The sequence below is a fragment of the Mesorhizobium sp. C120A genome, from assembly GCF_030323105.1.
Lineage (GTDB): Bacteria > Pseudomonadota > Alphaproteobacteria > Rhizobiales > Rhizobiaceae > Mesorhizobium.
The window spans coordinates 3,975,910-4,002,552 of sequence record NZ_CP100476.1 but is presented as its reverse complement, the minus strand read 5'-3'; the positions used below and the strand labels follow the sequence as shown (position 1 = coordinate 4,002,552).

Annotated in this window: 26 protein-coding genes; 14 read left to right on the top strand and 12 right to left on the bottom strand. The window is 62.5% G+C overall.

Annotated elements, in window-relative coordinates; genetic code table 11:
- Window positions 1-15 precede the first annotated feature (15 nt).
- Entirely contained in the window at window positions 16-195 is a 180-nt protein-coding gene (locus tag NL532_RS19445) for a hypothetical protein (RefSeq protein WP_023696495.1), read from the top strand.
- A gap of 5 nt (window positions 196-200) precedes the next feature.
- Window positions 201-617, top strand: a complete 417-nt coding sequence (dksA, locus tag NL532_RS19440) for an RNA polymerase-binding protein DksA (protein WP_023673491.1) — start codon at window positions 201-203, stop codon at window positions 615-617.
- A gap of 175 nt (window positions 618-792) precedes the next feature.
- Here the strand turns inward: dksA and NL532_RS19435 are convergent, their stop codons facing one another.
- The gene (locus NL532_RS19435; RefSeq protein WP_023706175.1) at window positions 793-1,509 is read right to left on the bottom strand and encodes a flagellar biosynthetic protein FliO; all 717 of its coding nucleotides are present in this window, start codon (window positions 1,507-1,509) and stop codon (window positions 793-795) included.
- A gap of 205 nt (window positions 1,510-1,714) precedes the next feature.
- Here NL532_RS19435 and cckA point away from each other — a divergent pair, with 205 nt between their 5' ends.
- Both cckA and NL532_RS19425 read left to right on the top strand, forming a co-directional pair.
- Entirely contained in the window at window positions 1,715-4,285 is a 2,571-nt protein-coding gene (gene cckA / locus NL532_RS19430) for a cell cycle histidine kinase CckA (RefSeq protein ID WP_023829676.1), read from the top strand.
- A gap of 84 nt (window positions 4,286-4,369) precedes the next feature.
- Window positions 4,370-5,080 carry a purine-nucleoside phosphorylase gene (locus NL532_RS19425; protein WP_023829675.1) on the top strand — a complete coding sequence of 237 codons (711 nt, stop codon included), beginning with the start codon at window positions 4,370-4,372 and terminating at the stop codon, window positions 5,078-5,080.
- Between the two features lie 5 nt (window positions 5,081-5,085).
- On the opposite strand, the gene NL532_RS19420 is transcribed toward NL532_RS19425, so the two are convergent.
- Window positions 5,086-5,388, bottom strand: coding sequence for a ribbon-helix-helix domain-containing protein (locus NL532_RS19420; protein WP_023670924.1), 303 nt, complete (start codon window positions 5,386-5,388; stop codon window positions 5,086-5,088).
- A 220-nt stretch (window positions 5,389-5,608) separates the two neighbouring features.
- Between NL532_RS19420 and NL532_RS19415 the strand changes: the two genes are divergently transcribed.
- The 3 genes from NL532_RS19415 (at window position 5,609) to NL532_RS19405 (ending at window position 8,232) form a co-directional block, all read left to right on the top strand.
- Entirely contained in the window at window positions 5,609-6,004 is a 396-nt protein-coding gene (locus NL532_RS19415) for a VOC family protein (protein WP_023684616.1), read from the top strand.
- Between the two features lie 80 nt (window positions 6,005-6,084).
- Entirely contained in the window at window positions 6,085-6,609 is a 525-nt protein-coding gene (locus NL532_RS19410; protein WP_023684617.1) for a twin-arginine translocation pathway signal, read from the top strand.
- Window positions 6,610-6,660: 51 nt separating this feature from the next.
- Window positions 6,661-8,232 carry a GMC family oxidoreductase gene (locus tag NL532_RS19405; RefSeq protein WP_023829674.1) on the top strand — a complete coding sequence of 524 codons (1,572 nt, stop codon included), beginning with the start codon at window positions 6,661-6,663 and terminating at the stop codon, window positions 8,230-8,232.
- Window positions 8,233-8,297: 65 nt separating this feature from the next.
- Here NL532_RS19405 and NL532_RS19400 read toward each other — a convergent pair whose 3' ends face one another.
- Both NL532_RS19400 and NL532_RS19395 read right to left on the bottom strand, forming a co-directional pair.
- On the bottom strand, window positions 8,298-10,211 hold the full coding sequence (locus tag NL532_RS19400; protein WP_023829673.1) for a PhoX family protein: 1,914 nt from the start codon (window positions 10,209-10,211) through the stop codon (window positions 8,298-8,300).
- Window positions 10,212-10,328: 117 nt separating this feature from the next.
- Window positions 10,329-10,724: a hypothetical protein gene (locus NL532_RS19395; protein ID WP_023829672.1), complete on the bottom strand. Its 396-nt coding sequence runs from the start codon at window positions 10,722-10,724 to the stop codon at window positions 10,329-10,331.
- A gap of 314 nt (window positions 10,725-11,038) precedes the next feature.
- On the opposite strand from NL532_RS19395, the gene urtA reads away from it, so the two are divergent.
- The 6 genes from urtA to NL532_RS19365 all read left to right on the top strand — a co-directional run bounded on the left by urtA (window position 11,039) and on the right by NL532_RS19365 (window position 17,532).
- The gene (urtA, locus tag NL532_RS19390; protein ID WP_023829671.1) at window positions 11,039-12,349 is read left to right on the top strand and encodes an urea ABC transporter substrate-binding protein; all 1,311 of its coding nucleotides are present in this window, start codon (window positions 11,039-11,041) and stop codon (window positions 12,347-12,349) included.
- A 112-nt stretch (window positions 12,350-12,461) separates the two neighbouring features.
- On the top strand, window positions 12,462-14,078 hold the full coding sequence (urtB, locus tag NL532_RS19385; protein WP_023829670.1) for an urea ABC transporter permease subunit UrtB: 1,617 nt from the start codon (window positions 12,462-12,464) through the stop codon (window positions 14,076-14,078).
- Entirely contained in the window at window positions 14,075-15,307 is a 1,233-nt protein-coding gene (urtC, locus tag NL532_RS19380; protein ID WP_023688641.1) for an urea ABC transporter permease subunit UrtC, read from the top strand. The genes urtB and urtC overlap by 4 nt, the downstream gene beginning before the upstream one ends.
- A 4-nt stretch (window positions 15,308-15,311) precedes the next feature.
- Window positions 15,312-16,058 (top strand): urea ABC transporter ATP-binding protein UrtD, encoded by a 747-nt coding sequence (gene urtD, locus NL532_RS19375; protein ID WP_023670934.1) that lies wholly within the window; start codon window positions 15,312-15,314, stop codon window positions 16,056-16,058.
- 69 nt (window positions 16,059-16,127) lie between these two features.
- The gene (urtE, locus tag NL532_RS19370; protein ID WP_023815806.1) at window positions 16,128-16,823 is read left to right on the top strand and encodes an urea ABC transporter ATP-binding subunit UrtE; all 696 of its coding nucleotides are present in this window, start codon (window positions 16,128-16,130) and stop codon (window positions 16,821-16,823) included.
- Window positions 16,824-17,355: 532 nt separating this feature from the next.
- The gene (locus NL532_RS19365) at window positions 17,356-17,532 is read left to right on the top strand and encodes a hypothetical protein (RefSeq protein WP_023670936.1); all 177 of its coding nucleotides are present in this window, start codon (window positions 17,356-17,358) and stop codon (window positions 17,530-17,532) included.
- Between the two features lie 92 nt (window positions 17,533-17,624).
- Here NL532_RS19365 and NL532_RS19360 read toward each other — a convergent pair whose 3' ends face one another.
- The 8 genes from NL532_RS19360 to NL532_RS19325 form a co-directional block, all read right to left on the bottom strand.
- Window positions 17,625-18,770 carry a GGDEF domain-containing protein gene (locus NL532_RS19360; RefSeq protein WP_023670937.1) on the bottom strand — a complete coding sequence of 382 codons (1,146 nt, stop codon included), beginning with the start codon at window positions 18,768-18,770 and terminating at the stop codon, window positions 17,625-17,627.
- 315 nt (window positions 18,771-19,085) lie between these two features.
- Window positions 19,086-19,889, bottom strand: a complete 804-nt coding sequence (locus NL532_RS19355; protein WP_023706184.1) for a DUF72 domain-containing protein — start codon at window positions 19,887-19,889, stop codon at window positions 19,086-19,088.
- 28 nt (window positions 19,890-19,917) lie between these two features.
- On the bottom strand, window positions 19,918-20,382 hold the full coding sequence (locus NL532_RS19350; RefSeq protein WP_023706185.1) for a GNAT family N-acetyltransferase: 465 nt from the start codon (window positions 20,380-20,382) through the stop codon (window positions 19,918-19,920).
- Between the two features lie 34 nt (window positions 20,383-20,416).
- Window positions 20,417-23,338 carry an excinuclease ABC subunit UvrA gene (gene uvrA / locus NL532_RS19345; protein ID WP_023706186.1) on the bottom strand — a complete coding sequence of 974 codons (2,922 nt, stop codon included), beginning with the start codon at window positions 23,336-23,338 and terminating at the stop codon, window positions 20,417-20,419.
- A gap of 783 nt (window positions 23,339-24,121) precedes the next feature.
- The gene (locus tag NL532_RS19340; RefSeq protein WP_155923853.1) at window positions 24,122-24,343 is read right to left on the bottom strand and encodes a hypothetical protein; all 222 of its coding nucleotides are present in this window, start codon (window positions 24,341-24,343) and stop codon (window positions 24,122-24,124) included.
- Between the two features lie 146 nt (window positions 24,344-24,489).
- Window positions 24,490-25,098 carry an ATP-dependent Clp protease proteolytic subunit gene (locus NL532_RS19335; RefSeq protein ID WP_023684630.1) on the bottom strand — a complete coding sequence of 203 codons (609 nt, stop codon included), beginning with the start codon at window positions 25,096-25,098 and terminating at the stop codon, window positions 24,490-24,492.
- A gap of 29 nt (window positions 25,099-25,127) precedes the next feature.
- Complete coding sequence (locus tag NL532_RS19330) at window positions 25,128-25,595, bottom strand: SRPBCC family protein (protein WP_023819863.1); 468 nt, start codon at window positions 25,593-25,595, stop codon at window positions 25,128-25,130.
- The gene (locus tag NL532_RS19325; RefSeq protein ID WP_023670944.1) at window positions 25,592-25,906 is read right to left on the bottom strand and encodes an ArsR/SmtB family transcription factor; all 315 of its coding nucleotides are present in this window, start codon (window positions 25,904-25,906) and stop codon (window positions 25,592-25,594) included. The genes NL532_RS19330 and NL532_RS19325 overlap by 4 nt, the downstream gene beginning before the upstream one ends.
- 132 nt (window positions 25,907-26,038) lie before the next feature.
- Between NL532_RS19325 and NL532_RS19320 the strand changes: the two genes are divergently transcribed.
- Complete coding sequence (locus NL532_RS19320) at window positions 26,039-26,440, top strand: hypothetical protein (protein WP_023730163.1); 402 nt, start codon at window positions 26,039-26,041, stop codon at window positions 26,438-26,440.
- Window positions 26,441-26,643: the final 203 nt, after the last annotated feature.

The window sequence follows — 26,643 nt, the reverse complement described above, 5'->3', positions numbered from 1 at the left end:
AAGGCCTGAGGCACAATGGGCGGCGACGCCCAAGCGCAGCGAATCATGTGCGAATTCGCCCGCGCCCTTGCTATGGAAGGCTTTGCTGAGGATCGCCCGCGCGGCATTAACAATTGCGTGAAACGCGCGCGGATTACGCTTGTGCAGCCTTCTCTGCGCGAATATATAGGCGCCAAATTTGGGGTTGTTGGGTGAGTCGAATGAACGATATCGTTACAGCCAATTACGTACCCTCTGAAGACGAGCCGTTCATGAACGAACGGCAGAAATCCTACTTTCGCCTGAAGCTCGTCACCTGGAAGACCGACATACTGCGCGAAGCGCGCGAAACCCTCGAAATCCTGCAGCAGGAAAACGCCAACCATCCCGATCTCGCCGATCGCGCTTCCTCGGAAACCGACCGCGCCATCGAGCTTCGGGCCCGCGACCGCCAGCGCAAGCTCATTTCAAAGATCGATTCGGCGCTGCAGCGCATCGATGAAGGCACATACGGCTATTGCGAGGAAACCGGCGAGCCGATCGCGCTGAAGCGGCTGGATGCGCGTCCGATCGCGACCTTGTCGATCGAAGCGCAGGAGCGCCACGAACGCCGCGAGAAGGTCTATCGCGACGATTGAGCCGCTGCCGTCAGGCAGGACTGTTTCATCAGAAATGGCCGGGTTTCCCGGCCATTTCTGTTTTTGGCCGAAGGGTTTAGTCCGCCCCCAAGTTAAAGCGCGTCGCGCTGAAACGGACGACACGCTTAAGCGGCGTTCGATCGGGAATCGGCAAGATGTGACGGTTCGCCGGGCTTTATCGTTTCTGGCTGGCGAGTTCGCCGAGCAGCTTGGTCATCTCGTCGTCGAGAGACTGCGGTGCCTTCGCAGCCGGCTTGCTTGCCGGTTTGGGGTGCGAATCGTCGAGCGAGACCTCGAGCTCCCGCATCAGGGTATCGTCGATGGACTCATGCTTCGGTGGCGGGGCCTGCCGGGCAGTATTGGCGGCGGAGCCATAGGCCGGCAGCGGTGTCACATTGCTCGCCTGGTAGATTTGAGCCGGTTTCGGCGCCGGCGCGGCCTGGCGCGGCGGAACGGCGGCCGGAGCAGCCCTTACCGGTTGCGGCGGCGGCGCCTGCCTTGCGGGCGTGGCCGGAGCGGGTTGTGCTGCGCGCGGACGCGGCGCCTGTTGCTGCTGGCCAACACCGCCATCGCCGGTCAATGCCGGACGGCGTGGCGCTGCAAGCCTGATATCGCGCTCGACGACAACGTCGGTTGGGCCGCCGATCAAAAGCAGGTGTTCGATGTCGTCGCGACGGATGAGCACCAGCCGGCGGTGGCTGTCGACTGCCGTGGCGTCCATGACCGCCAGCCGTGTCTTGCGGTTCCTGCCGCCGGCAACGAAGGTGCCGAAGGTCAGGTTGCGGATCAGCCTGATGATGATGAGCACGATGACCAGCAGGACAAGGGCAGCAAACGTCCACAGCAGCGCTGCGGCATATCCGGGACCCGCCACATTATCCAGCCACTGCATCGGTGCCCCCAATCGGCTTTTGAAGTGGAGGGACACTAGACCGTTGCGGCCAGCCACCGCAAGTTGCCTTCACGCTTCGTGAACAGCTTGAAAACACCGACGCGTCATTTTTATCCGACATTTGCCGCCAAGGCCTTTTCCGGATTAGGAGAATGTGATTCAACCGGCCGGGGGCGGTGTCGGACAACTCACGAGCAGGGGGCATATGGCCAGGGAAACGCGCGGCGATTTCTATCCGGTACCGATCGTCGATCAGAACACGCGGCCAGGCGCGGTTACCCGGCTCATCGTGTTCATCATCGTCCTGACTGGGGCCGCGATCGTTTTCGGCATTTTCCGCGAGCGTCTTGGCGATCCGTTCCTGCTCGGCATGCTGGGCGTGCTTGCCATGATCGGCGTCGGCTTCCTGTTCGCCACGGCCATCGGCTTCGTGCAGATCGCGCCGCGTTCGACCGGGGACGAACTGTCGAAGGCCTTCGTCGATTCGATGTCGCAGGGCCTGATCGTCACCGACACCAAGGGCCGCGTCGTCTACGCCAACCGGGCCTACGCCGAGATGACCGGTGCTGCGTCGGCCGCCGATCTGAAGACGGTCGAAGGCCTGCTTTCCGATGTCCCCGAAGCTTCGGTGACCATATACCGGCTGGCCTCGGGCTTGCGCGATGGCCAGGCCGGCGACGGTGAGTTCCGGCTAGCACAGTCGATCCGGCCGGGCGCCGAACCCGGCGCGCGCTGGTACCGGGCGCGGGCCCGGACCTTCAGCGTTCCCGGTCAGCGCCTGCCGATGCTTGCCTGGCAGCTTGCCGATATCTCGCAGGAACGGGCCGAGCAGGAGCGTTTCTTCCTCGACTTGCAGAAGGCCATCGACCATCTCGACCATGCGCCGGCCGGTTTCTTCTCGGCCGACCAGGAAGGCCGTGTCACCTACATCAACGCCACGCTCGCCGAATGGCTGGGCATCGATCTGGCGAGCTTCACCCCTGGCGCCGTGACACTCCCGGAAATCGTCGCCGGCGACGGCATGGCGCTGGTGCGCTCGGTCAAGGCCGATCCCGGCACCACCCGCAACGCCGTCATCGATCTCGATCTTACGACGACGACCGGCGAGGCGCTGCCGGTGCGCTTCATGCATCGGGTCTCGGCCAGCCGCGAGGGGACCAACGGTCCCACCCGCACCATCGTGCTCAACCGCACCCAGGGCGAGGACGCATCGGCCGATCTTCGGGCTTCGGAGGTACGCTTCACTCGCTTCTTCAATTCGACGCCGATGGCCATTGCCGCCGTCGACAATGGCGGCCGCATCCTGCGCACCAACGCGCCGTTCCTGTCGCTGTTTTCCTCCGTCGTCGACGGCGACGCGGTCGACCGCCGCGTGCGGCTGGACACCGTGATCCACGAGCGCGACCGGCCGGCCTTTGCCGCCGCGTTCGAAAAGGCGCGGCTGAGGCAGGCCGACATCGAGCCGATCGACACGCTGCTGCCAGGCAATGAGGAGCGTCACATCCGCTTCTACGTCAACGCCGTCGCCGACGGCACCGGCGAGGGCGCCGAGGAATCGGCCATCGTCTATGCCGTCGAGACCACCGAGCAGAAGGCGCTCGAGGGCCAGATGGCGCAGAGCCAGAAGATGCAGGCAGTCGGACAGCTCGCCGGCGGCATCGCCCACGACTTCAACAATGTGCTGACCGCCATCATCATGGCGTCGGATCTTTTGCTAACCAATCACCGGCCGTCGGACCCGTCCTTCCCCGACATCATGAACATCAAGCAGAATGCCAACCGGGCGGCCTCGCTGGTGCGGCAGTTGCTCGCCTTCTCGCGCAAGCAGACATTGCGGCCGGAAGTGCTGAACCTGACCGACGTGCTTGCCGATCTCCGGATGCTGCTTGCCCGCCTGGTTGGCAACGAGATCAAGCTGAAGGTCGACCACGGCCGCGATTTGTGGCCGGTCAAGGTCGATATCGGCCAGTTCGAGCAGGTGGTGGTCAACCTGGCCGTCAACGCGCGCGACGCCATGCCGGCTGGCGGCGACCTCACCGTGCGCACCCGCAACGTCACCGCCGAACAATGCAAGAGCTTCTCCTACCGCGAGCTCACGCCTGCCGACTATGTCGTGGTCGAGGTCGAGGATAGCGGCTCGGGCATTGCGCCGGACGTGCTGAAGAAGATCTTTGAGCCGTTCTTCACCACCAAGGAAGTCGGCAAAGGCACCGGCCTTGGCCTGTCGATGGTCTATGGCATCATCAAGCAGACCGGCGGTTTCATCTTCTGCGATTCCGAAGTCGGCAAGGGCTCGACCTTCCGCATCTTCTTGCCGCGCCATATCGTGGAGGCGAAGAAGCCCGGCGACGTCAGCGAGGCGCCGGTTGCGCCCGTCAAAGCCGCCGACAGCGCCAAGGACCTGTCGGGCTCGGCCACGGTGCTGCTGGTCGAGGACGAGGACGCCGTGCGCATGGGCGGCTCCCGGGCGCTTACATCGCGCGGCTACACTGTCCACGAGGCGTCCTCGGGCGTCGAGGCGCTGGAAGTCTTCGAAGCGCTCGGCGGCAAAGTCGATATCGTCGTGTCCGACGTGGTGATGCCGGAAATGGACGGACCGACGCTGCTCGGCGAACTGCGCAAGCGCCAGCCCGACATCAAGTTCGTCTTCGTGTCCGGCTATGCCGAAGACGCTTTCGCCAGAAACCTGCCGCCGGACGCGCAATTCGGCTTCCTGCCGAAGCCGTTCTCCCTCAAGCAACTGGCCACCGTGGTCAAGGATGTATTGGAGTCCTAGGGCGCCCTAATTCAAAGCTTGCGCAATGACGTGACACTGCCATGATTGCAGGCGAAACGGGCGGCGGGTTTTGGGGAGCATGTCGTGACGCCGCACAACGAGGCTGCCAGGGGCGACTATGCCGCAACGGTGCTGTTGCCGGGCGATCCGCAACGCGCCGAGTGGATGGCAAAGACATTTCTTGAGGCGCCGCGCTGCGTCAACCGCCGCCGGGGCGTACTCGGCTTCACCGGTCTCTATCGCGGCCGTCCCATCAGCATCCAGGCCACCGGCATCGGTGTCCCGTCCTTCCTGGTCTATGCGCATGAACTCCTGGATGTTCACGGCGTAAAAACGCTGATCCGCACAGGCACCTGCGGCGGCCTGACACCCCGCGTGCCGCTGCGCTCCTTGGTGATCTCGCAGTCGGTGCGCGCCGAAAGCGACCAAAGCGGCCAGGTCTTCGGCCTCTACGATGCTGCCGCCGGGCCCGATCCCGGCCTGTTCGCCCACGCTTTGGCCTGCGCCGCCCAGCTCGGCATCGACCACCAGGCCGGGCTGACCATCTGCAGCGATGTCTTCTACCACCCTGAACGGCGCGACCGCTTTGCCGAAGCGCAGGCGCTTGGCGCTCTCGCTGTCGATATGGAAACCAGCGCACTCTACCGAATCGCGGCGCATTTCGGCGCCCGCGCGCTGTCGCTGCTGACCGTCGTCGACAACATCGTGACCGGCGAACAGACTGCCTATTCCGAACGTCAGGCGCTGTTCACCGATATGGCGCGGCTCGGGCTCGACGTTGCGGCGGAAGGCTAGCTTCCTCAGGCCGCTTCGCGCTTCGGCGTCAGCTCATCCATGTCTGGCCGGTGACCGCGCAGATAGAGCGCGCAGGTGGTACGCAGCATTGACGCGAAGTTGGGAATGGCGCCGTTGATCTCGATCGCCTCGTCATAGAGTTTTGAGATGAACTTCGGCGTCGTCAGGCCCTGGCTGTCGGCAATTTCGTCAAGCAGCGCCCAGAACGTTCCTTCAAGCTGGATACTCGTAGAGTGACCGTCGATGCGGATCGACCGGTTGATCTGTCGATAGCCTTCCGGATCCTGCCCGGCAAAAACCCTGCACATCCTTACCTCCCGATATTGTTGGTTTTGGGCGCAGCGTGTCGCGCCTTCAAGTTGTGGTTGTCCCTGCATGTTCGGCCTTGTGGGCCGAATCGGCAATCGGACTTTCGTCTTTAGGCGCAGGCATAGCAGCGATTGCAAATTTAGCCGTGGTAACCGGCTGCCACCACCTTTCGCGCGTGCCGCCCATAATCGCCTCCAACATGCAGCGGCGGAGACTGATTTGGCGAAGGCAATCCATTCAATGATCCGGGTTCTCCAAGAGGCCAGATCCGTCGATTTCTACAGAAACGCTTTCGGGCTCGACGTCGCCGACAGGCTGGATTTCGAGACATTCACGCTGATTTACCTTGCCAACGCCGAAACGGGGTTCGAGCTCGAACTCACCGTGAACAAGGGCCGCACAGAGCCTTATGGGCTTGGCGACGGTTACGGCCATCTGGCGGTCTCGGTGTCCGATCTCGACAGCGAACACGACCGGATCGGCGCGCTCGGCCTCAACCCCAAGAAGATCGTCGAATTCAACCGCGACGGATCGCTGATCGCCCGCTTTTTCTTCATCGAGGACCCCGACGGCTACAAGATCGAGGTTCTGCAGCGTGGAGGGCGCTTCCAGTAGGGGATTATCAGCCGCATTTAGCCGCGCGGCGCCAGCAACGGCGCTGTTCAAGGGCGCAAACAGCAAGCAGGGAGGAACAAATGGTCACGATCTATGACGCGAGGCTCTCACGTCGTGAACTTCTCAAGCGCGGCGGCATCGGCGCGTTGCTCGTCATTTCCGGCAGCGCCGTCATCAGCCCTGAAAATGCCTGGGGGCTCGAGACATCGGCGCTCAAGCCCGAAACCATGGCAACGCTGATCCAGATGGCGCGCGACATCTATCCGCACGATCAGGTGCCCGACAAATACTATGCCATCGCCGTAAAAGGGCATGATGAGCAGGCCGGCAAGGACGCTGCCTACAAGACGATGATCGAAGACGGCATCGCCAACCTCGACAAGAAGTCGGGCGAGGGCGGCTATCGCGGCCTCGGCTGGGAGGAGCAGCGCGTTGCCGTGCTGCAGCAGATCGAGGCGACGCCGTTCTTCCAGTCCATCCGCGGCGGCCTCGTCGTCAGCCTCTACAACCAGCAGGAGGTGTGGCCGATTTTCGGCTACGAGGGCGAATCCTACTCCAAGGGCGGCTACATCGCGCGCGGTTTCGACGACATAGAGTGGCTCTGAGCCCTTCCGTCGTTCTGAAACCCCGCAAACAGGAATTCATGGGAGGAAACCATGGCAGCTTCATTTGATCTCAACAACGACGGCGTGGTCGTGATCGTCGGCTCCGGCGCCGGCGGCGGCACGCTCGGCAACGAACTCGCCCAGAAAGGCGTCGATGTCGTCATCCTCGAGGCCGGCGCGCGCCACGAATACGAGGATTTCATCAACGACGAGTGGGGTTCCTTCAGCCAGCTCGCCTGGACGGACAAGCGCACAACCTCAGGCGACTGGCGGGTGTCGAAGGATTTCCCCAATTTGCCGGCCTGGATCGTCAAATCGGTCGGCGGCTCGACCACGCACTGGGCCGGCGCCTCGTTGCGCTTCCAGAAGCATGAGTTCAGGACGCTCTCGACCTACGGCAAGCTGGAAGGCGCCAACCTGCTGGACTGGCCGGTCACATTGGCCGAGATGGAGCCGTACTACGCCAAGGCGGAAGCCAAGATGGGCGTCACCGGCACCAATGGCTGGCCGCGGCTGCCCGGCAACAACAACTTCAAGGTGCTCAAGGCCGGCGCCGACAAGCTCGGCTATAAGGAATGTCATACCGGCAACATGGCAATCAATTCGGTCGAGCGCGACGACCGCAACTCCTGCCAACAGACCGGCTTCTGCTTCCAGGGTTGCAAATGGGGCGCCAAATGGTCGACGCTCTACACCGAGATTCCCAAAGGTGAGGCGACCGGCCATCTCGAGGTCCGGCCAAACGCCATGGCGATCAAGATCAACCATGACGCTAGCGGAAAAGTGACCGGCGTCGTCTATGCCGACAAGGACGGCAATCTGCAGGAGCAGAAGGCCCGCATCGTCGCCGTCGCCGGCAACTCGATCGAAAGCCCGCGCCTGCTGCTGAACTCCGAGTCAGCGAAGTTTCCGCAAGGGCTTGCCAATTCGTCGGGGCAGGTCGGCAAGAACTACATGCGCCACACCACCGGTTCGGTCTACGCCATCTTCGACCAACCGGTGCATATGTATCGCGGCACCACCATGGCCGGCATTATCCGCGACGAGGCGCGGCACGATCCCTCACGCGGCTTTGTCGGCGGCTATGAATTCGAGACGCTGTCGCTCGGCTTGCCCTTCATGGCCGCCTTCCTCAATCCCGGCGGCTGGGGCCGTTCCTTCACCACCGCGCTCGACCACTATGATCACATGGCTGGCCTGTGGATCGTCGGCGAGGACATGCCGCGCGCGGAAAACCGCGTCACGCTGCACAAGGACGAGAAGGACGCGCACGGTATGCCGATCGCCGACGTGCATTTCGATGATCATCCCAACGACACGGCGATGCGCAACCATGCCTACAAGCAGGCCACAGCGCTTTACCATGCGGTCGGCGCGACGCGCTCCTTCCCGACGCCGCCCTATCCCTCAACCCACAATCTCGGCACAAACCGGATGAGCGAAAAGGCGGAAGACGGCGTCGTCAACAAGCACGGCCAAGCGCACGACATCAAAAACCTGTTCGTGTCGGACGGCAGCCAGTTCACCACCGGTGCGGCTGAAAATCCGACGCTGACGATCGTGTCGCTGGCTATCCGCCAGGCCGAATACATCGCTTCGCAAATGTCGGCCAAGACGATCTGAGCCGTCCTCCGGGATCGCTACGCGGAACGCGCATGGCGCGTTCCGCCCTTTTTTCCTAGGACTCACTATGCGCCGACCGGCTGTCCGTCCTTGCGGCGGATGGCGACGACGGACGGTCGCGGCAGCTGGCCATCCCTGAAGTCGGGCCACAGCGTCTGCGCCTTGTCGAGCGTCTCTGCATCTTCCGCAGGGTGCTGCACCGACAGGAACAAAGTCGTGCCGTCCGGCGTGAAGCATGGGCCGGTCGCTTCGGCGCCATGCGGGCAGGTGAACAGCAGCTTCGGCAGGCCGCGCGCCGCACCTTCGGTGTCGACGCCATAGACGCCGTCCGGCAGGTCGAAATCATTGGCGCCGTCCGTCGCCACCCACAGCCGCCCCGCCGGGTCGAAGGTGATGTTGTCGGGGCAGACGAACCAGCCATTGTCCGACGTGTCCGGATGAAAAGTGGCGCCGACCTTGGCATCTTTCGGGTTGCCGCAGAGCACGAACAGGTCCCAGGCATAGTTTTCGGCCGTGTGGTCGGCATCCGCGCCGCGGCCGCCGGGCGGGATCAGTTCGACAATATGGCCCCAGAGATTTTCCGGCCGCGTGTTGGCCGGATTGACCTTTGACTGGTCGCGCTTCTTGTTCTTGGTCATCACCGCATAGACGCGGCCGGTCACCGGATTGGTCTCGATGTCCTCGGGCCGGTCCATCGGCGTGGCGCCGAGCGCATCTGCCGCAAACCGCGTCTTCAACAGCACCTCGGCCTGGTCGGCAAAACCGTTCTCGACGGTAAGCTTGCCCTGGCCGTGCACCAACGGCAGCCACGTCATCGAGCCATCGGCATCGAAGCGGGCGACCGACAGCACGCCATCGTCGAGCAGATCGGCGCCGGAGGCCGGGTTGGCCTTGTCATAGGCCTTGGCCGAGACGAAGCGGTACATATATTCGAAATAGTCGTCGTCACCCATATAGACGACAACGCGGCCGTCCTTGTTGAGGACCACGGTCGAGGCCTCATGCGACATGCGGCCAAGTGCCGTGCGCTTCACCGGCCTGGACTGAGGATCGTAAGGGTCGATCTCGACCACCCAGTCGAAGCGGTTGGCCTCGTTCGGTTCCTTGTCGAGGTTGAAGCGGTCATGGAAGCGGCCGCGGCCATAGATGTCGGAGCCGTCGAAGCCGTAACGGTCGAGCAGGTCGGCAGTCGGCGCCTTTTTCGGGTCGCCGCCGAAAATGTCGGACACGCCTTCCTCGCAGGTCAGCACCGTACCCCAGGGGGTGAAACCGCCGCTGCAATTATAGCTGGTGCCGAGCACTTTCGTGCCAGTCGGGTCGGCCGAAGTTTTCATCAGCGCATGGCCGGCAACCGGTCCGGAAACGGTCATTTCGGTGTTGGCGGTGATGCGGCGGTTCAGCGGACTGTCGGCTACGGTTTCCCACTTGCCGTCCTTCAATTGCACCTCGACGATCGAATGGCCCATCGCGGCCATGCCGAGATCGACCTGTTCCTTGGTCATCGTCTTGCCGGCATCGCCCTCGGTCATCCCCGGAAACATCACATTGGGCGAGATGTATTCGTTGTTGACGCAGAGCAGGCCATGATCAGAATTCACCGTGCCCTTCGGCAGCGGCATGAAGGCGATGTAGTCGCAATTGTAGCCGAAGCGCTTTTCCTGTTCCTCCGCCGCGACCTTGTTGCCGTCGAATTCGGCGAGGCCAGCTGCAAGCGGATCGCCCCAGCGCGCGACGATGGTCGTCTCATAGCCTTCGGCGGCGGCATGGGTCTTGTCGTAGACCCGCTTCAGCTCGGGAAAGCCGAGCGTCGACTGCGCTGCGGCGGCATGCGTTTCGCCGGCAAACAAGGAGCCGACAAAGCTGCCGCCGGCAATCAGCGCGCCGGAGGCGAGGCTGCCTTTCAAAAGAGACCGGCGCGAGACGCGCTCGGCAATGATTTCGCGGATGACGGGGGAGGATGAAGACGGTGTATTGGCCATGGTGTCTGCCTCTCAGGGTGGATGTTACGGCGCACCGTTGCCCTAGTCTGCTTAGGCAACATTCACATGACATAAGAGGAAGGTTTTGCCGCAACTGGGCGCGGCACTACGCATCGCTCAGCCCTTGGTGCAGGTCGAGGCGGTGAAGGCGCCGTCGGGCTGCTTCAGAATGATGTCGAATGACGGGGCGGTCTTGCCGTCCAGTGTTGCCTGTGTCATGGAGACGGAGTTGCCACCGGTGGTATAGCCGCCCAGCGGCCCGAGCCAGGTTATCTCGCCATTGGCATTCATCTGATAGTTGTAGCCTTGCGTCCCGGTGCCGAATGTCACCGGGCCGGTATAGACATTGCCCTTGATGGTGATGTCGCCGAGGTTGAGGAAGGCGCCGAGCAGGTAGACCTCGCAATGATAGGTGCCGTCCGGAAGCTTGCCCTCGCTGAAATCGGCGCGCGCGGCGCCGCTCGTTGCCATCAGCAGCAGGATGCCGGAAATGCGTGAGATGCGAGATGTCATGACGTCTCTCTTTTGAAGGGCGAGCTTGCCCTATTTTTGCGCGGTGCCGCAACATTGTTCGCCCGGAAACCACGGCCGGAGATCAAAAACTAGGCATTTGTCTCAATTGGGCGAAAATTAGGCAAAAGTCGTGTGCGCTGCGCAAATTTGCCTCAATCAATTTCTACCGGCTGCCTTTGTTGTCTCTCCAGGCTAATATACCAACCGGCTGATAACGCTCGGCTATTACATCTTTATGAGCGGCGCCTTCGCGTTTGGCACGGCAGTTGCTTTGCATTGTCGCGGTGCAATCAAACAGCTTGGGAGTCTTCGGTATGAGGGGTAATTTCTCCACAATAACAAAAATGTTTTCGGCGGGCGTGATCGCCGCCGGCCTGTCGATGTCGTCTCCGGCCAAGGCCGCCGAAGACACGATCAAGGTCGGCATTCTGCATTCGCTGTCGGGGACCATGGCGATTTCGGAGACGACGCTGAAAGACGCCATGCTGATGCTCATCGAAGAGCAGAATGCCAAGGGCGGTCTGCTCGGCAAGAAGCTCGAGGCGGTCGTTGTCGATCCGGCCTCCAACTGGCCGCTCTTTGCCGAAAAGGCGCGCGAGCTGATCTCGAAGGACAAGGTCGCCGCCGTGTTCGGCTGCTGGACCTCGGTGTCGCGCAAATCGGTGTTGCCGGTGTTCTCGGAACTCGACAACATCCTGTTCTACCCCGTCCAGTATGAGGGCGAGGAAAGCGAGCGCAACGTGTTCTACACCGGCGCCGCCCCGAACCAGCAGGCGATTCCCGCTGTCGATTATCTCATGAGCGAAGACGGTGGCTCGGTGAAGCGCTGGGTGTTGGAAGGCACCGACTACGTCTATCCCCGCACCACCAACAAAATCCTCGAGGCCTATCTGAAGGCCAAGGGCGTCGCCGCCGAAGACATCATGGTCAACTACACGCCGTTCGGCTTCTCCGACTGGCAGACCGAAGTCTCCGCAATCAAGAAATTCGGCTCGGCCGGCAAGAAGACCGCCGTCGTCTCGACCGTCAATGGCGACGCCAACGTTCCGTTCTACAAGGAACTCGGCAACCAGGGCATCAAGGCCGAGGACATCCCGGTCATGGCCTTTTCGGTCGGTGAGGAAGAACTGGCCGGTCTCGATACCGCGCCGCTGGTCGGCCATCTCGCTGCCTGGAACTATTTCGAGAGCGTCGACACACCCGAAAACAAGAAGTTCATCGCCGACTGGCACAAGTTCATCAAGAATGACAAGCGCACCACCAACGACCCGATGGAAGCTCACTATATCGGCTTCAACATGTGGGTGAAGGCGGTCGAAAAGGCTGGCACCACCGAGCCCGACAAGGTCATCGACGCCATGGTCGGCGTGTCCGTGCCGAACCTCACCGGCGGCTATTCGACCATGATGCCGAACCATCACATCACCAAGCCGGTGCTGATCGGCGAGATCCAGGCCGACGGCCAGTTCGAGACCGTGTCGCAGACGCCCGGCCTCGTGATGGGCGACGAATGGTCCGACTATCTGCCCGATTCCAAGGACCTGATTTCGGATTGGCGCGCGCCTCTGTCCTGCGGCAACTTCAACGTTGCCACCGGCAAATGCGGCGGCAAGGGCACGAACTGATCCCTCCCGGGACTGACCGATCGTGGACGCGTCCACGATCGGTACCGCCAAGCGTCCGGGCGCTTCAGCCCGCCCGGACGCGGAATTTCCCCACAGAAGAGTATCTGAACGGATGATCCTGTTGCGCACTCTCGGCCCCATGCTGGTGTTCCTGGTGGCAAGCCTATTGCCGTCGAACGCAGCCGAAGCCGATCTGCGCGCCATCGTCGCCAAATTCGCCACGGGCACGGGCTTTGCCACCACTGAGGCTGTTGTGCGCGAACTTGCCGCCACCGGCGATCCGCTGGTTGAACGGTCGCTTGCAGCCCTCGCCGAAGGCAATCTCTACATTCGTAAAGCCGATTCAGCCGTCTTCGTCGGCAGTGAGGCCGCCGACAGCGTCACGCTGCTCGACCCGCTGAGCGGCGAGAAAGCCGGCGACGCCGCCAAGGCCGACATCACCAAGATCAAGGTCAACAACACGCTGCGCCGTGTCATCCGAGATGCGCTGGGAACGCTGACGTTGCGCGCGAAAGATCCTTCTGTCCGCATCGCCGCCGCCGACACCATGTTCAAGACCCCCGATGCCGCCAATATCGAGCCGCTCGATGCAGCCATCGCCGCCGAGACCGACGCCAAGGTCAAGGCATTGTTCGAACAGGCGCGCGCGGCATCGGTGCTGGTCTCCGATAAGCCGGAGGCCGACAAGCTTGCCGCCATTGCCCTGATCGGCGCGCGCGGCGACCGCGACGCGGTCTCGCTGCTCACCGCGGTCGAGGCCAATGCGCAAGGCGCGGTCAAGGATGCCGCGACGGCGGCAATCGCCAGCATCAATTCGAGCCTGGCGCTGTGGGATGCCGGCCAGGACATATGGTACGGCATCTCGCTTGGCTCGGTGCTGCTGCTGGCCGCCATCGGCCTCGCCATCACCTTCGGCGTCATGGGCGTCATCAACATGGCGCATGGCGAGATGGTGATGCTCGGCGCCTACACCACCTTCGTCGTCCAGCAGGTGATCCGAACCTCATTCCCCGGCCTGTTCGACTGGTCGCTGGTGATCGCGCTGCCGCTCGCCTTCCTGGTTGCCGCTTCCGTCGGCCTGATCATCGAGCGCGGCGTCATCCGTTTCCTCTACGGCCGGCCGCTGGAAACGCTGCTCGCAACCTGGGGCGTCTCGCTTGTCATGCAGCAGGCGGTGCGCTCGATCTTCGGACCGACCAACCAGGAGGTCGGCAACCCCTCCTGGATGTCGGGATCGTTCGATGTCGGCCAACTCGCCGTCACCTGGAACCGCCTCTGGATCCTGGTCTTCGCGCTCACCGTCTTCGGCGTGCTGCTCTTTGTTATGAAGCGCACGCCCTGGGGCCTGCAGATGCGCGCCGTCACCGCCAACCGCCGCATGGCCGCCTCGATGGGCATCAGGACGCCTTGGGTCGATGCGCTGACCTTTGCGCTCGGCTCCGGCATTGCCGGCATTGCCGGCGTCGCGCTCAGCCAGATCGACAATGTCTCGCCCAATCTCGGCCGCGGCTACATCATCGACAGCTTCATGGTCGTGGTCTTCGGCGGCGTCGGCAATCTCTGGGGCACGCTGGTCGGCGCCTTCTCGCTCGGCATCGTCAACAAGGTTCTCGAACCCTATGCTGGCGCCGTGCTCGGCAAGATCGTCGTGCTGGTGCTGATCATCCTGTTCATCCAGAAGCGCCCGCGCGGCCTGTTCGCGCTCAAGGGCAGGGCGGTGGAAACATGATCACGGGACGCTTCTTCGCCGCGGGTGCCGACCGTCGCATCGCCATCACTATTTTCATCCTGCTGACGGCCGCCATTATCGTGCCGCTGCTCAACCTCGCAGTGTCGCCGCAAAGCGCGTTCTATATTCCGTCCTACATCGTCGCGTTGACGGGCAAGTACCTCTGCTATGCATTGCTTGCCTTGGCGCTCGATCTCGTCTGGGGCTATTGCGGCATCCTCTCGCTCGGCCATGGCGCCTTCTTCGCCCTCGGCGGCTATGCGATGGGCATGTACCTCATGCGCCAGATCGGCTCGCGCGGCGTTTACGGCAATCCGATCCTGCCCGATTTCATGGTGTTCCTGAACTACAAGGAATTGCCCTGGTTCTGGACCGGTTTCGACCACTTCTGGTTCGCCGCCATCATGGTGCTGGCGGTGCCCGGCCTGCTCGCCTTCGTCTTCGGCTGGTTCGCCTTCCGCAGCCGCGTCACCGGCGTCTATCTCTCCATCATCACCCAGGCGATGACCTACGCGCTGCTGCTCGCCTTCTTCCGCAACGACATGGGTTTCGGCGGCAACAACGGCTTGACCGATTTCAAGGATATTCTGGGCTTCAACGTGCAGGCCGACGCCACCCGCTCGGCCCTGTTTGCCGCCAGCGCCATCATACTCGCGCTCGCCGTCTTCATCACCTGGGCGATCGTCGGCTCCAAATACGGCAAGCTGCTGATGGCGGTGCGCGACGCCGAGAGCCGCACCCGCTTCCTCGGCTGGCGGGCGGAGAACGTGAAGCTGTTTGCCTTCACCGTCTCGGCTGTCATGGCCGGCATCGCCGGCGCGCTCTATGTGCCGCAGGTCGGTATCATCAATCCCGGCGAATTCGAGCCGTCCAATTCCATCGAAGTCGTGATCTGGGCAGCCGTCGGTGGGCGCGGCACCATTGTCGGCCCGATCGTCGGCGCGCTGCTGGTCAACGCCGGCAAATCCTGGTTCACCGGCCTGCTGCCGGAGTTCTGGCTGTTTGCGCTCGGCGGCCTGTTCGTCGCCGTAACCCTGTTCCTGCCCAAGGGCATCGTCGGCATGTGGGATTCCTGGCGCGGTAACGCTCGGGCGATGCGGGCTGCAGCGATTGCAGAGGAAGCGGGCACAGACCCTGATGCCGCGCCGCCATTGAAGATCGTGCGCAGCGCAGCAACAACGCCCGGTGCCTGGTCCGCGTCCGGGCCTGAACCGCAGCCGGCGGAATAGAGCGATGTCGAAGTCCAACACCATCCTCTATCTCGACGGCGTCTCGGTCTCCTTCGACGGTTTCCGCGCCATCAACAATCTGTCGCTGGTGCTCGACAAGGGCGAGATGCGCGCCATCATCGGTCCCAACGGCGCCGGCAAGACGACGATGATGGACATCGTCACCGGCAAGACCCGGCCCGACGAGGGCGAAGTGTTCTTCGACGGCCAGGTCGATCTGACCCGGCACGACGAGGCGGAGATCGCCATGATGGGCATCGGCCGCAAATTCCAGAAGCCGACCGTCTTCGAAAGCCACAGCGTCGAAGACAATCTGATGCTGGCGCTGAAGGGCCCGCGCTCGATCTTTCCGGCGCTGTTCCATCGCCGCTCGGCCGCCGAAGCCAGACAGATCGACGACATCCTCGGCATCATCCGGCTGGGCGACAAGCGCCACGATCTGGCAGCCAATCTCAGCCATGGCCAGAAACAGTGGCTGGAGATCGGCATGCTGCTGGCGCAGGACCCGAAGCTGCTTTTGGTTGACGAGCCGGTCGCAGGGATGACCGATGCCGAGACCGAGGAAACCGCGCGGCTGCTCAAGGACATAGCGCGCGAGCATTCGGTCATCGTCGTCGAGCACGACATGCATTTCGTGCGCGAACTCGGCGTCAAGGTCACCTGCCTGCATGAGGGCTCGGTGCTGTCGGAAGGCTCGCTCGATTTCGTCTCGGCCGACGAGCGGGTCGTCGAAGTTTATCTCGGGAGATGAGCATGGTCTGGCGGGTGCAATTCCATCGCTTCGACTTTTCGTTCCTCCGCTTCTGGAGAAGTCGCTGACATGCTCGAAGTTTCCAACGCCACGCTCCATTACGGCGCTGCTCAGGCGCTGCGCGGTGTGTCGCTGACGGTGGGTGCCGGCAAGATCACCTGCGTGCTCGGCCGCAACGGCGTCGGCAAGACCAGTTTGATGAGATCGATCGTCGGCCACCACCGGCTGACGAGCGGAAGCGTTGCCTTCGAGGGGAAGGCGCTCGACCGGAGCGCGGCGTATGATCGCGCCCGGTCGGGCATCGCATTCGTACCGCAGGGCAGGGAGATCTTTCCGCTGCTGACGGTGCGCGAAAACCTGGAGTCCGGCTTTGCGCCGTTGAAGCGCGCCGACCGCAACGTGCCGGCGCATGTCTTCGAACTGTTTCCGGTGCTGAAGCAGATGCTGGGGCGGCGCGGCGGCGATCTCTCAGGCGGCCAGCAGCAGCAGCTCGCCATCGGCCGGGCGCTCGTCATGCGGCCGAAACTGCTGGTGCTCGACGAGCCGACCGAAGGCATCCAGCCCTCGATCATCAAGGACATCGGCCGCGCCATCCACTATTTGCGCGATCAGGCCGGCATTGCGGTGCTTCTGGTCGAGCAATATCTCGATTTCTGCCGCGAGCTCGCCGACGAGGTCAACATCATGGACCGCGGCCAGATCGTCCACACCGGCCCGGCCGAAGATCTCGACCGGGCGGACGTCAGGAAGTTTCTGACGGTTTAACGCAGGTCGACGGCTGCACGGATCGTACACGTCGAAGATTGGCTGAAATGCCCACAATCACTTCGTCATTCTAGGGCGGAGCCAAGGAGCGGAGCGACGCGCGCAGACCCTAGAATCCATGCCGCGACATCAGCCAAAGAGTGCCGCGATGCAGAACAAGATCGCTTCTGCGGCACATTGGCCATTCCACATTCTGCACCGTTAATGACGCTTCTTCGTCCCGGCATGGATCCCTGGGTCTTCGCTCCGCTTCGCGTCGCTACGCCCAAGGATGATGAAGTCGCGAAGGTCCGCACCCGTTGCGTCGGACTTTCGTCCGAGGCCGCCACACTCTGGCACGCCGAATACTACATGCTAGTCTTTCCTAGGCCTCGGTGAGTCGGCCGCTTCCGTATCAGTCTGGTTCTGTAGCAGATCGAGGGAATATGCTGGCTCAGCCTGCAAGTTCCACGCAAGCAAGCCACCCTAGCTTCCCTCGCAGTTCTGATTGTCGGTCAATGCGTTCAGATAATCTTGCCAGGAGAATAGGGCTATGGAACGGTTCGTCGAGGACCACCAGAAACGACGGCTGACAGAGCGTGTCGACATCATCACCGCCATCAACATTCTGCGCTCGCAAGGCTACCAGCAGGATGAGCTGATCGGCGAAATCACCAAGGTTTTCTACGTCGACCTCGACACTTACAACGAGATCGTCATAGCGGCCTAAAAGCGCGTCGCGCCTGAACGGCCTCATGCGACGCGCTTTGGGGTGTTGTTTTACGTGTGGTGAGGTTCAGGCCGGCTGAATATCAGCCCAGCCTACCCGGCGCGCCGGAAGGCGAGCACACGATTGCGGCCGCCGCGCTTGGCGCCGTAAAGCGCCTTGTCGGCGGCGCTGAGCACCTTGTCGAATTTGGTGCCGCCCTCGCTGCCGAAGGCGTAGCCGGCGCTGACCGTGCAGGAGAGCAGGCGGGTCTCGGTATCGATCCGGCGCATGGCAAAACTGGCCCGGATGCGCTCGGCTATGAATTCCACCTTTTCAGGCAAGGTGCGATCGAGCACCAATGCAAATTCCTCTCCGCCCATGCGCGCGGCGACATCGCCTGGCTGGAGATTGGCGGTCAAATCCTTGGCGAATAGTTTCAGCACCTCGTCGCCGGTGGCATGGCCGAACTCGTCATTTATGGCCTTGAAGCCGTCGAGATCGAACACGATCACGGCGGTGAAGGACCGGACCGGTGTTTTGCCGTGCAGGTCGAACAAAGCGCGCCGGTTGAGCAGTCCGGTCAGCGGATCGGTCAGCGCTTCGCGGCGATGATGCTGCGCCAAGCGTCCCTGGTTGAGCGCCAGCGAGAGCGCGCCGATGCCGGTCATGCAGGCGATGACGACGATGAGGCTGAAATCCTCGGCCCAGTTGCTCGGCGCATGGCCAAGCACCAGCCTGCCATCCCAGACAAGTGCACCGGAGCACAGCACGAAGGAAATTGCGGTGGCGGTGTAGAGCCCTGCAATGCCGAGGATCGGGGCCGGGAATTCCGTACGACCCTTCCAGTATTCATAGGCCGTCGCAAACAAAAGCAGCGCGGCGAAGGCATTCTCCAGCATGAAGCCCAGCCCGTCATAGCCAAGCGCCATCGGCGGCAAGGCGACTGCCAGCGAGACGCCGGCGCCGACAGCGATGCGCGGCAATGGCGAGCGGCCGGTCGTGAACTGATGGGCCGCGCCCAGCATGGTCGCGAAGCCGAGCAGCAGGAACGTGAAGCTGGCGAGGCCGAGCAGGCGTCCGGGCGCGTCGATATAGGCCTGGTAGGCGAAGACGTCGGCGACGATCAGAAGCACGCTGACCGCCCAGGTCAGCAGGAATTTTTCCGAGCGCGCGGTAAGCCAAATGCCGAACAGCGTCAGGCCGAGGCAAGCGGCGGAAAACCCGACAGCCAACAGAAGGGAACTGTAGTCGAGCGACATGCCCTCGTCCTTGCGCGCGGCGGCCGGCCTCTAGAAAGGACCCGCACCGGATTTATGCAGGATGGAGGTATCGATAAGGTTACGATGCGCATAAGCTATCACGCTTCGGTTCATCGTAGCAATTCTGGGTTGAAACCCTTTTCAAGGGAAAGCGCTGACCGCTTTCCCGGGAAAACCGTTCCACACTTTTCCTGGAATTGCTCCTAATGCATGTCGCCCAGAAGTGTGCCGCGGTTCTGGGACAACGGCATGCATCAAGACAAAGACTTAAATCGCGTCGTATGAATCCGTTTCAGCGCGACGCGCTTTAACCGATCAGCTCACCCGCTTCATCAGCGCCATGGCGCCGAACGGCGCGCGCACCTTGCCCTCGGTGATGAAGTAGACGAACACGTCGCGCGGTTTCACCGGCGCGTCGAAAGTCGGATCGGCGCGCCGCAGATCTGCCGGCTGCTTGCCTTGCGCCCAGGTCTTCACCCGCGCTGCCCATTCGTCCAGGCCCTTCGGCGTATAGCAATCCGGATTGTCGTCGCTGCCGGTCTGCAGCCGCGCATAGATAAAATCGCCGGTGATGTCGGCGATACCAGGATATTTGGCATGGTCGGCATAGACGATCGCCGCCTTGTATTTGCGCGCCAGGCTCACAAATTCCGGCACGCTGAAACTGTCGTTGCGCACTTCCAGCGCATGGCGCAGCGCGACGCCATCCTGCTTTTCCGGCAGCAGCTTCAGGAAGGCCTCGAAATCGTCGGCGTCGAACTTTTTCGTCGGCGCGAACTGCCACAGGATCGGGCCCAGCTTGTCGCCCAGCGCGGCAATGCCGGAGCCGAGGAAGCGCGTCATGGACTCGCCGGCTTCGCCAAGCACGCGCCGGTTGGTGACGAAGCGATTGCCCTTCACCGAATAGACGAAACCGTCCGGCGCCTCGCCAGCCCATTTGACGAAGGTCGGCTCCTTGAAGCTGGAATAGTAGGTGCCGTTGACCTCGATGCTCGGCACCTGGCGGCTGGCATAGTGCAGCTGCTTGGCCTTCGACAGTTTGTCCGGATAGAAGGAGGTATCCCAGGGTTCGAAAGTCCAGCCACCCATCCCGGCGCGGATTGTTCCTTGGCTGATCATCGTCTTCCTCCCAGTTCTAAAAATGCGGTCAGGCTATTTTTCCAACCGGTTTGATCATGTCGACCACGGTCCATCCGGGACGGTGGGGATTGGCTCGGCGGCCCGTTTCGTGGAAGCCATAGGCCGTATAGATCTCGATGTTCCGCTCCATGCGCGAATTGGTGTAGAGCCGCACCTCCGGCACACCCCATAGCCGCGCCTGTTCCTGGGCGAAGTCGAGCAGCGCGGTGCCGAGTTTCCTGCCCTGGAAAGCGGGGGAGACCGCGACGCTGAAGATCATCGCATGATCGGGATGGCGCTCAATAACGATCAGCCCGGCGAGTTCCGCGCCGCTCTCCAAGAGCCAGACCTCGCCACGCTCGATGCGTGGCGCATAGTCCTCGGTGACTGGGAGCGGCGGCGCGCCTAACAGGGGCGTGTAGTGCTCATAGGCGGTCTGCGTCAGCGAGACGACTGCGTCGAGATCACCGGCAAGCGCCTGTCGGACTGTCATTCAAAGCTCTCCAGGCGCCCGACCGGTCTGTCAGTTACTCCGCCGCTTCGCGCTTGCCTCCGGGCCGCCGCTCCAAAAGCTCCTTCAGGAACTGGCCGGTGTAGCTGCGCTTTTCGCGCACGATCGCTTCCGGTGTGCCTTGGGCAACCAGCTCGCCGCCGCCATCGCCGCCTTCGGGGCCGAGGTCGAGCACCCAGTCGGCGGTCTTGATGACTTCGAGATTGTGCTCGATCACCACCACCGTGTTGCCCTGGTCGACCAGTTCGTGCAGCACTTCCAGCAACTTGGCGACGTCGTGGAAGTGCAGCCCGGTGGTCGGCTCGTCGAGGATGTAGAGCGTCTTGCCGGTCGCCTTGCGCGACAATTCCTTGGCGAGTTTTATCCGCTGCGCCTCACCACCCGACAGCGTCGTCGCCTGCTGGCCGATATGGATGTAGCCGAGGCCGACCTGCTTCAGCGTGTCGAGCTTGTCGCGCACCCCGGGCACGGCGGCAAAGAAATCGACGCCTTCCTCGACCGTCATGTCCAGGACGTCGGCGATCGACTTGCCCTTGAACACGACGTCGAGCGTCTCGCGGTTGTAGCGCTTGCCGTGGCAGACGTCGCACGTGACGTAGACGTCGGGCAGGAAGTGCATCTCGATCTTGATGACGCCGTCGCCCTGGCAGGCCTCGCAGCGGCCGCCCTTGACGTTGAAGGAGAAGCGGCCCGGCTGATAGCCGCGGGCCTTGGCCTCGGGCAACCCGGCGAACCAGTCGCGGATCGGTGTGAAGGCGCCGGTGTAGGTGGCCGGGTTCGAACGCGGTGTGCGGCCGATCGGCGACTGGTCGATGTCGATGACCTTGTCGAGGAATTCGAGGCCCTCGATGCGGTCGTGATCGGCCGGATGCTCGCGCGAGCCCATGATGCGGCGCGACGCCGCCTTGAACAAAGTCTCGATCAGGAAGGTCGATTTGCCGCCGCCAGACACGCCGGTGACGGCGGTGAAGGTGCCGAGCGGGATTTCGGCAGTGACGTTCTTGAGATTGTTGCCGCGCGCGCCGACGATCTTCAGCCGGCGGTTCTTCTTGGCCTCGCGCCTGACACCGGGCGTGGCGACTTCGAGCGCGCCCGACAGATATTTACCGGTGATCGAGTTGGGATTGGCCATCACCTGCTGCGGCGTCCCCTGGGCGATGATCTCGCCGCCATGAATGCCGGCGGCCGGACCCATGTCGACGACATAATCGGCATGCAGGATGGCGTCTTCGTCATGCTCGACGACGATCACCGTGTTGCCGATGTCGCGCAGATGCTTGAGCGTGTCGAGCAGGCGGGCATTGTCGCGCTGGTGCAGGCCGATCGACGGCTCGTCCAGCACATAGAGCACGCCGGTGAGGCCGGAGCCGATCTGCGACGCCAGCCTTATGCGCTGGCTCTCGCCGCCCGACAGCGTGCCGGAATTGCGCGACAGCGTCAGATAGTCGAGGCCGACATCGTTGAGGAAGCGCAGCCGGTCGCGGATCTCCTTGAGAACGCGCACCGCGATCTCGTTCTGCTGGTCGTTGAGATGTGGCGGCAGTTCGGTGAACCATTTGTCGGCGTTGCGGATCGACTGCTCGGTGACCTCGCCAATGTGTTTTCCGGCGATTTTGACCGCCAGCGCTTCCGGCTTCAGCCGGTAACCCTTGCAGACCGGGCAGGGCGTCGCCGACATGAAGCGCTCGATCTCCTCGCGCATCCAGGCGGATTCGGTTTCCTTCCAGCGCCGTTCGAGATTGGGAATGACGCCCTCGAACGTCTTGGTCGTCTTGTAGGAGCGCAGGCCGTCATCATACTGGAAGGTGACCTCGCGCTCGCCGGTGCCGCGCAGGACGGCCTCCTTGGCCTCTTCGGTCAGGTCTTTGAACTTGTCGCCGAGCTTGAAGCCATAGGCTTTGCCCAGCGCTTCCAGCGTCTGGGCGTAATAGGGTGAGGTCGACTTCGCCCACGGGCTGACGGCGCCGTCGCGCAGCGAGACGTTTTCGTCCGGCACGATCAGGCTGGCGTCGATGGCGCGCTGGTTGCCGAGGCCGTCGCAGGTCGGGCAGGCGCCGAACGGGTTGTTGAACGAGAACAGCCTGGGCTCGATCTCCGGAATGGTGAAGCCGGAAACCGGGCAGGCGAATTTTTCCGAGAACAGGATGCGCTCATGCGTCTCGTTCTTCGATTTGTTGACCGAGTCCTCGCCGGTCTGGCTGGCGTCGAGCGGCCGGTCGGCGAACTCGGCCACCGCCAGCCCTTCCGCCAGCTTGAGCGCCGTTTCGATGGAATCGGCAAGCCGTGTCGCCAGGTCGCCGCGCACGACGATGCGGTCGACGACGACATCGATGTCGTGCTTGTACTTCTTGTCCAACGCCGGCACATCGGCGATCTCATAGAAGACGCCGTCGACCTTGACGCGCTGAAAGCCCTTCTTCTGCAGCTCCAGCAGTTCCTTGCGATACTCACCCTTGCGGCCGCGCACGATCGGCGCCAGCAGGAAAAGGCGCGTGCCTTCCTCGACCGCCAGCACCCGGTCGACCATCTGTGAAACCGTCTGGCTCTCGATCGGCAGGCCGGTCGCCGGCGAATAGGGGATGCCGACGCGCGCGAACAGCAAGCGCATGTAGTCGTAGATCTCGGTGACGGTGCCGACCGTCGAACGCGGGTTCTTCGACGTGGTCTTCTGCTCGATCGAGATGGCCGGCGACAGGCCGTCGATCTGGTCGACATCCGGCTTCTGCATCATTTCGAGGAACTGGCGCGCATAAGCCGACAGGCTCTCGACGTAACGGCGCTGGCCCTCGGCATAGATGGTGTCGAAAGCAAGCGACGATTTGCCGGAGCCCGACAGGCCGGTCATGACGATCAGGCTGTCACGCGGCAGGTCGAGATCGACATTCTTTAGGTTGTGTTCGCGTGCCCCGCGAATGGAAAGGTATTTATGGTCGGCCATCGCCGGTCGCCGCCTCAGGTCTGGTGTCAGTGGGATCGGCGGGTTTTCCCGGCCATTCCCTATGTAGGTATTTTTGCCGCCACGTCGAGAGACGCCACACTTCTCGACCAAAGCCGTTTAACCGTCTTTCGCGCGAACGGGCAAGCGGAAAGAACAAAGACCGAACACGCTCCTGACAAAGCTGTGCAGAAACTGACAAGGGTGTTTCAGAAACTGACCCTAACGTAAGCTCCCGACGATCACATTTTCCGTAACCGGCTATTCAAGGTTGACGCCGTCGAATCAGGGGCGCACTCTGCCGGAGTCAACGGAGCCGGCCGTCTTTGATGGCCTCGCCGCCCATAGCGGCCTGCGAGACGCCGCAGGTTTTTGCGATTTGTGCTTCGGATTGACACCTGTCGCAACGGACATAGGAGCGGAGCATGACGCCACCGGATAGTCCCTTGAGGCTCCACCTGCTAGTGGAGCCGCGGCGGGCATAAGTGCCAGGTAGTTTCGAGGCATTGAAGTGTATGTGTCCAAATGGACGCATCGCGACAATCCAACAAACCACCCGACAAACCGTGACCTGCCGAATCCCACAAAAATCAGAGACGGCTAGTCGGATCGTCGGCTGAACGCCGCGAAGCATCCGAAATCAAAGTCGGTATAACACTACCGGCAGTTTGGATTTGGAATCCAAAAAAAGCCCCGACCGTTAGCGGAAGCAACGGCGGGGCTGTTCTTTTGTGAGGAAGTCGTCGGCGCAGGCTTTCTCTCCCGTATAGTAACTGGGAAAAGGGGCTACCGGCGCGGCGGCTTGATCCCACCCGTGCCGACATCGACAGTGATGCTGCCGGAAATCCTGACATCGGTGTCGCCGATCTTGAACGTGCCGTTCTCGCCGGCAGACAGCGCGTCGTCCGGCTCCGGCTGCGGCGCGGGCTTGGCGATGCGGTAGTCGCCGGTCACGCCGGGCAGAGCGCCTTTCCGCGACGTGCTGGTGCTGCCCCCGGCAAAGGCCATGCTCGATGTCGCCGCCGTGATGGCAATGGCTATGGTCAGTCTGTTCAGGTGGTAGCGCATGGCAAGACTATAGTGCCGCGCTCAAGGCGAGGCCAGACCAGCGGCGTTGAAATTGAGGGAACACCGGCCTGCATTCAATCCGCCGATCAGGCCGCTGCCTGCTTGCGGGTGTCGAAGACGTGGTCGACGAGGCCCCAGTCCTTGGCCTCCTTCGCGGTCATGAAGAAATCGCGGTCGAGCGTGCGTTCGACCTCTTCGTGGGTGCGGCCGCAATGGTGAGCGTAGAGGTCGGCCATGTGCCGCTTGGTGCGCAAAATGCCTTCGGCGTGACGCTGGATGTCGGAGGCCTGGCCCTGGAAGCCACCCAAAGGCTGATGCAGCACGATGCTGGCATTGGGCAGCGCGATGCGCCGCCCCGGCGTTCCCGCCATCAGCAGGAAGGAGGCCATCGACGCGGCAAAGCCCATGCACACGGTCGACACCGGGCAGCTGACATATTGCATCGTGTCGTAGATGGCGAAACCGCTGGTCACCACGCCGCCCGGCGAGTTGATGTAGAGCGAGATCTCCTTGTCGGGATTGTCCGATTCCAGCGACAGGAGCTGGGCGCAGACCAGCGCCGACATGCCGTCATTGATCTCGCCATTGACGAAGATGATGCGCTCGCGCAGCAGCCGCGAGAAAATGTCGAAGGCGCGTTCGCCGCGGCTCGATTGCTCGATCACCATCGGCACCAGATTGGCAAAGCCGCTCATCTCATTGTCTCCGTTTTGATTTTTCCGGTTCAGGCGGCGCGCAGCAACAGGCGTGGCGCGTTGGCGGCGACAGGCCGCTTGGGCTTGTATGCGCGCAGCCAGAGCCGGCAGCCGGCGCCGGCCATCGCGACCGCAGGCGTCAGGACAAACCCGTCATGGACGATGCGCAGATGCGTGCCGCCGGAAACGGTGCGGGCGAGTGTGAAGGTGACGATGCTCCCCAGCTCCTCGCGGTCGGCGTCGCCGGAACGCTCGCGCCAGGAATAGCGCAGCAGGCGCCCCGGTTCGGCATCGAGCACTTCGCACTCGATCGGCTTCTCAGGCCCGGCAAAGGCAAAGCGGCTGCCGGTTTCCGGATTGATGTCGTTCGGCATCATCCATTCCGCCAAGAGGTCCGGCACGGTCAGTGCCCGCCACACTTTTTCCGGTGCGTCCGGCAGATCGCATTCGAAGGCGAGGGCATCTTTGGCGGTCTGCGTCTGCTTTTCGTCGGTCATTGGTCCATGTCCTTCAAAACGGCCTTCAGTCTTTCGATGCGCTCCGGCCAGAATGCGCGGTAGCGTTCGATCCAGCCGAGCAGCGGCTCGAGCCCTTGCGGATCGGCGCGATAGTAGGCGTTGCGGCCGGCGCGTCTTTCGCTGACCAGGCCTGCGCCGCGCAGCACGGCAAGGTGCTGCGACACCGCCGGCTGCGACACGCTCATGCCGGTGCGCAACTCCGACACGCTCATCTCGCCGGAAGTCAGCCGCTCGTAGACGGCGCGTCGCGTCGGGTCGGCCAGGGCGCGAAAAATCTCTGCTTCGATCATGGCAAAAGCATAAGTCGATACTTATCGATTTGGCAAGGGGTGTTTTGAATGCCGCGTATTGATTGGATCCTGCCGGGCCTCTAAGCCGTGGGGAACAAGATGGGCCATCATCGCGAGGCAGGAGTAGTATTTATGAATTCCAACGTCGATCTTTCGTCCGCCGAGAACCTCAACGAGGCTCTGAGGCTCTATCGCCGCCTCGTACTCGGTATAGGAGCGATCGCCGTCATCGGTTTCGTGGCCGTGATCTTGTTGGCCAAGCTGGGTACGGCGCTATCGCCGCCATACGGGATTTACATCTTCGGCGAAGGATTGGGGACCTGGGGCCTGATCGCGGTGGTAGCGGCGCTCGTCGCTCAGGTGTGGTGGCACGGGCGCGCGATCGGGAAATTGCTGAATGACCCGGCTCTGAAATCTGAACCTGCAGTCGGGCTGATGTCGGCGCCAACCGTGATCGCACAGCGCGCCCATGGCATGGGCATGGAGTGGAGCGGCTTTTTCGGTCCGTTGCGGCCAGCTAAAAAACGGCGCTGACGACACCGCTTCTCGCCCCTGCGTGTCAGCTAAATCGACGCGCCCGCGTCGGCGATTGCTGCCATTCCTTGACAATCCGTGGTTAACAGTATAGGAACGAAAAGGGAACAAAAACCTTGTGGGAAAAGCCAGCCGCGGCAAGCCAGGATTGTGCGCGGCCTGTAAGGTGAACGACTTGAAATTTGTTTCGGATGAGCACGGAG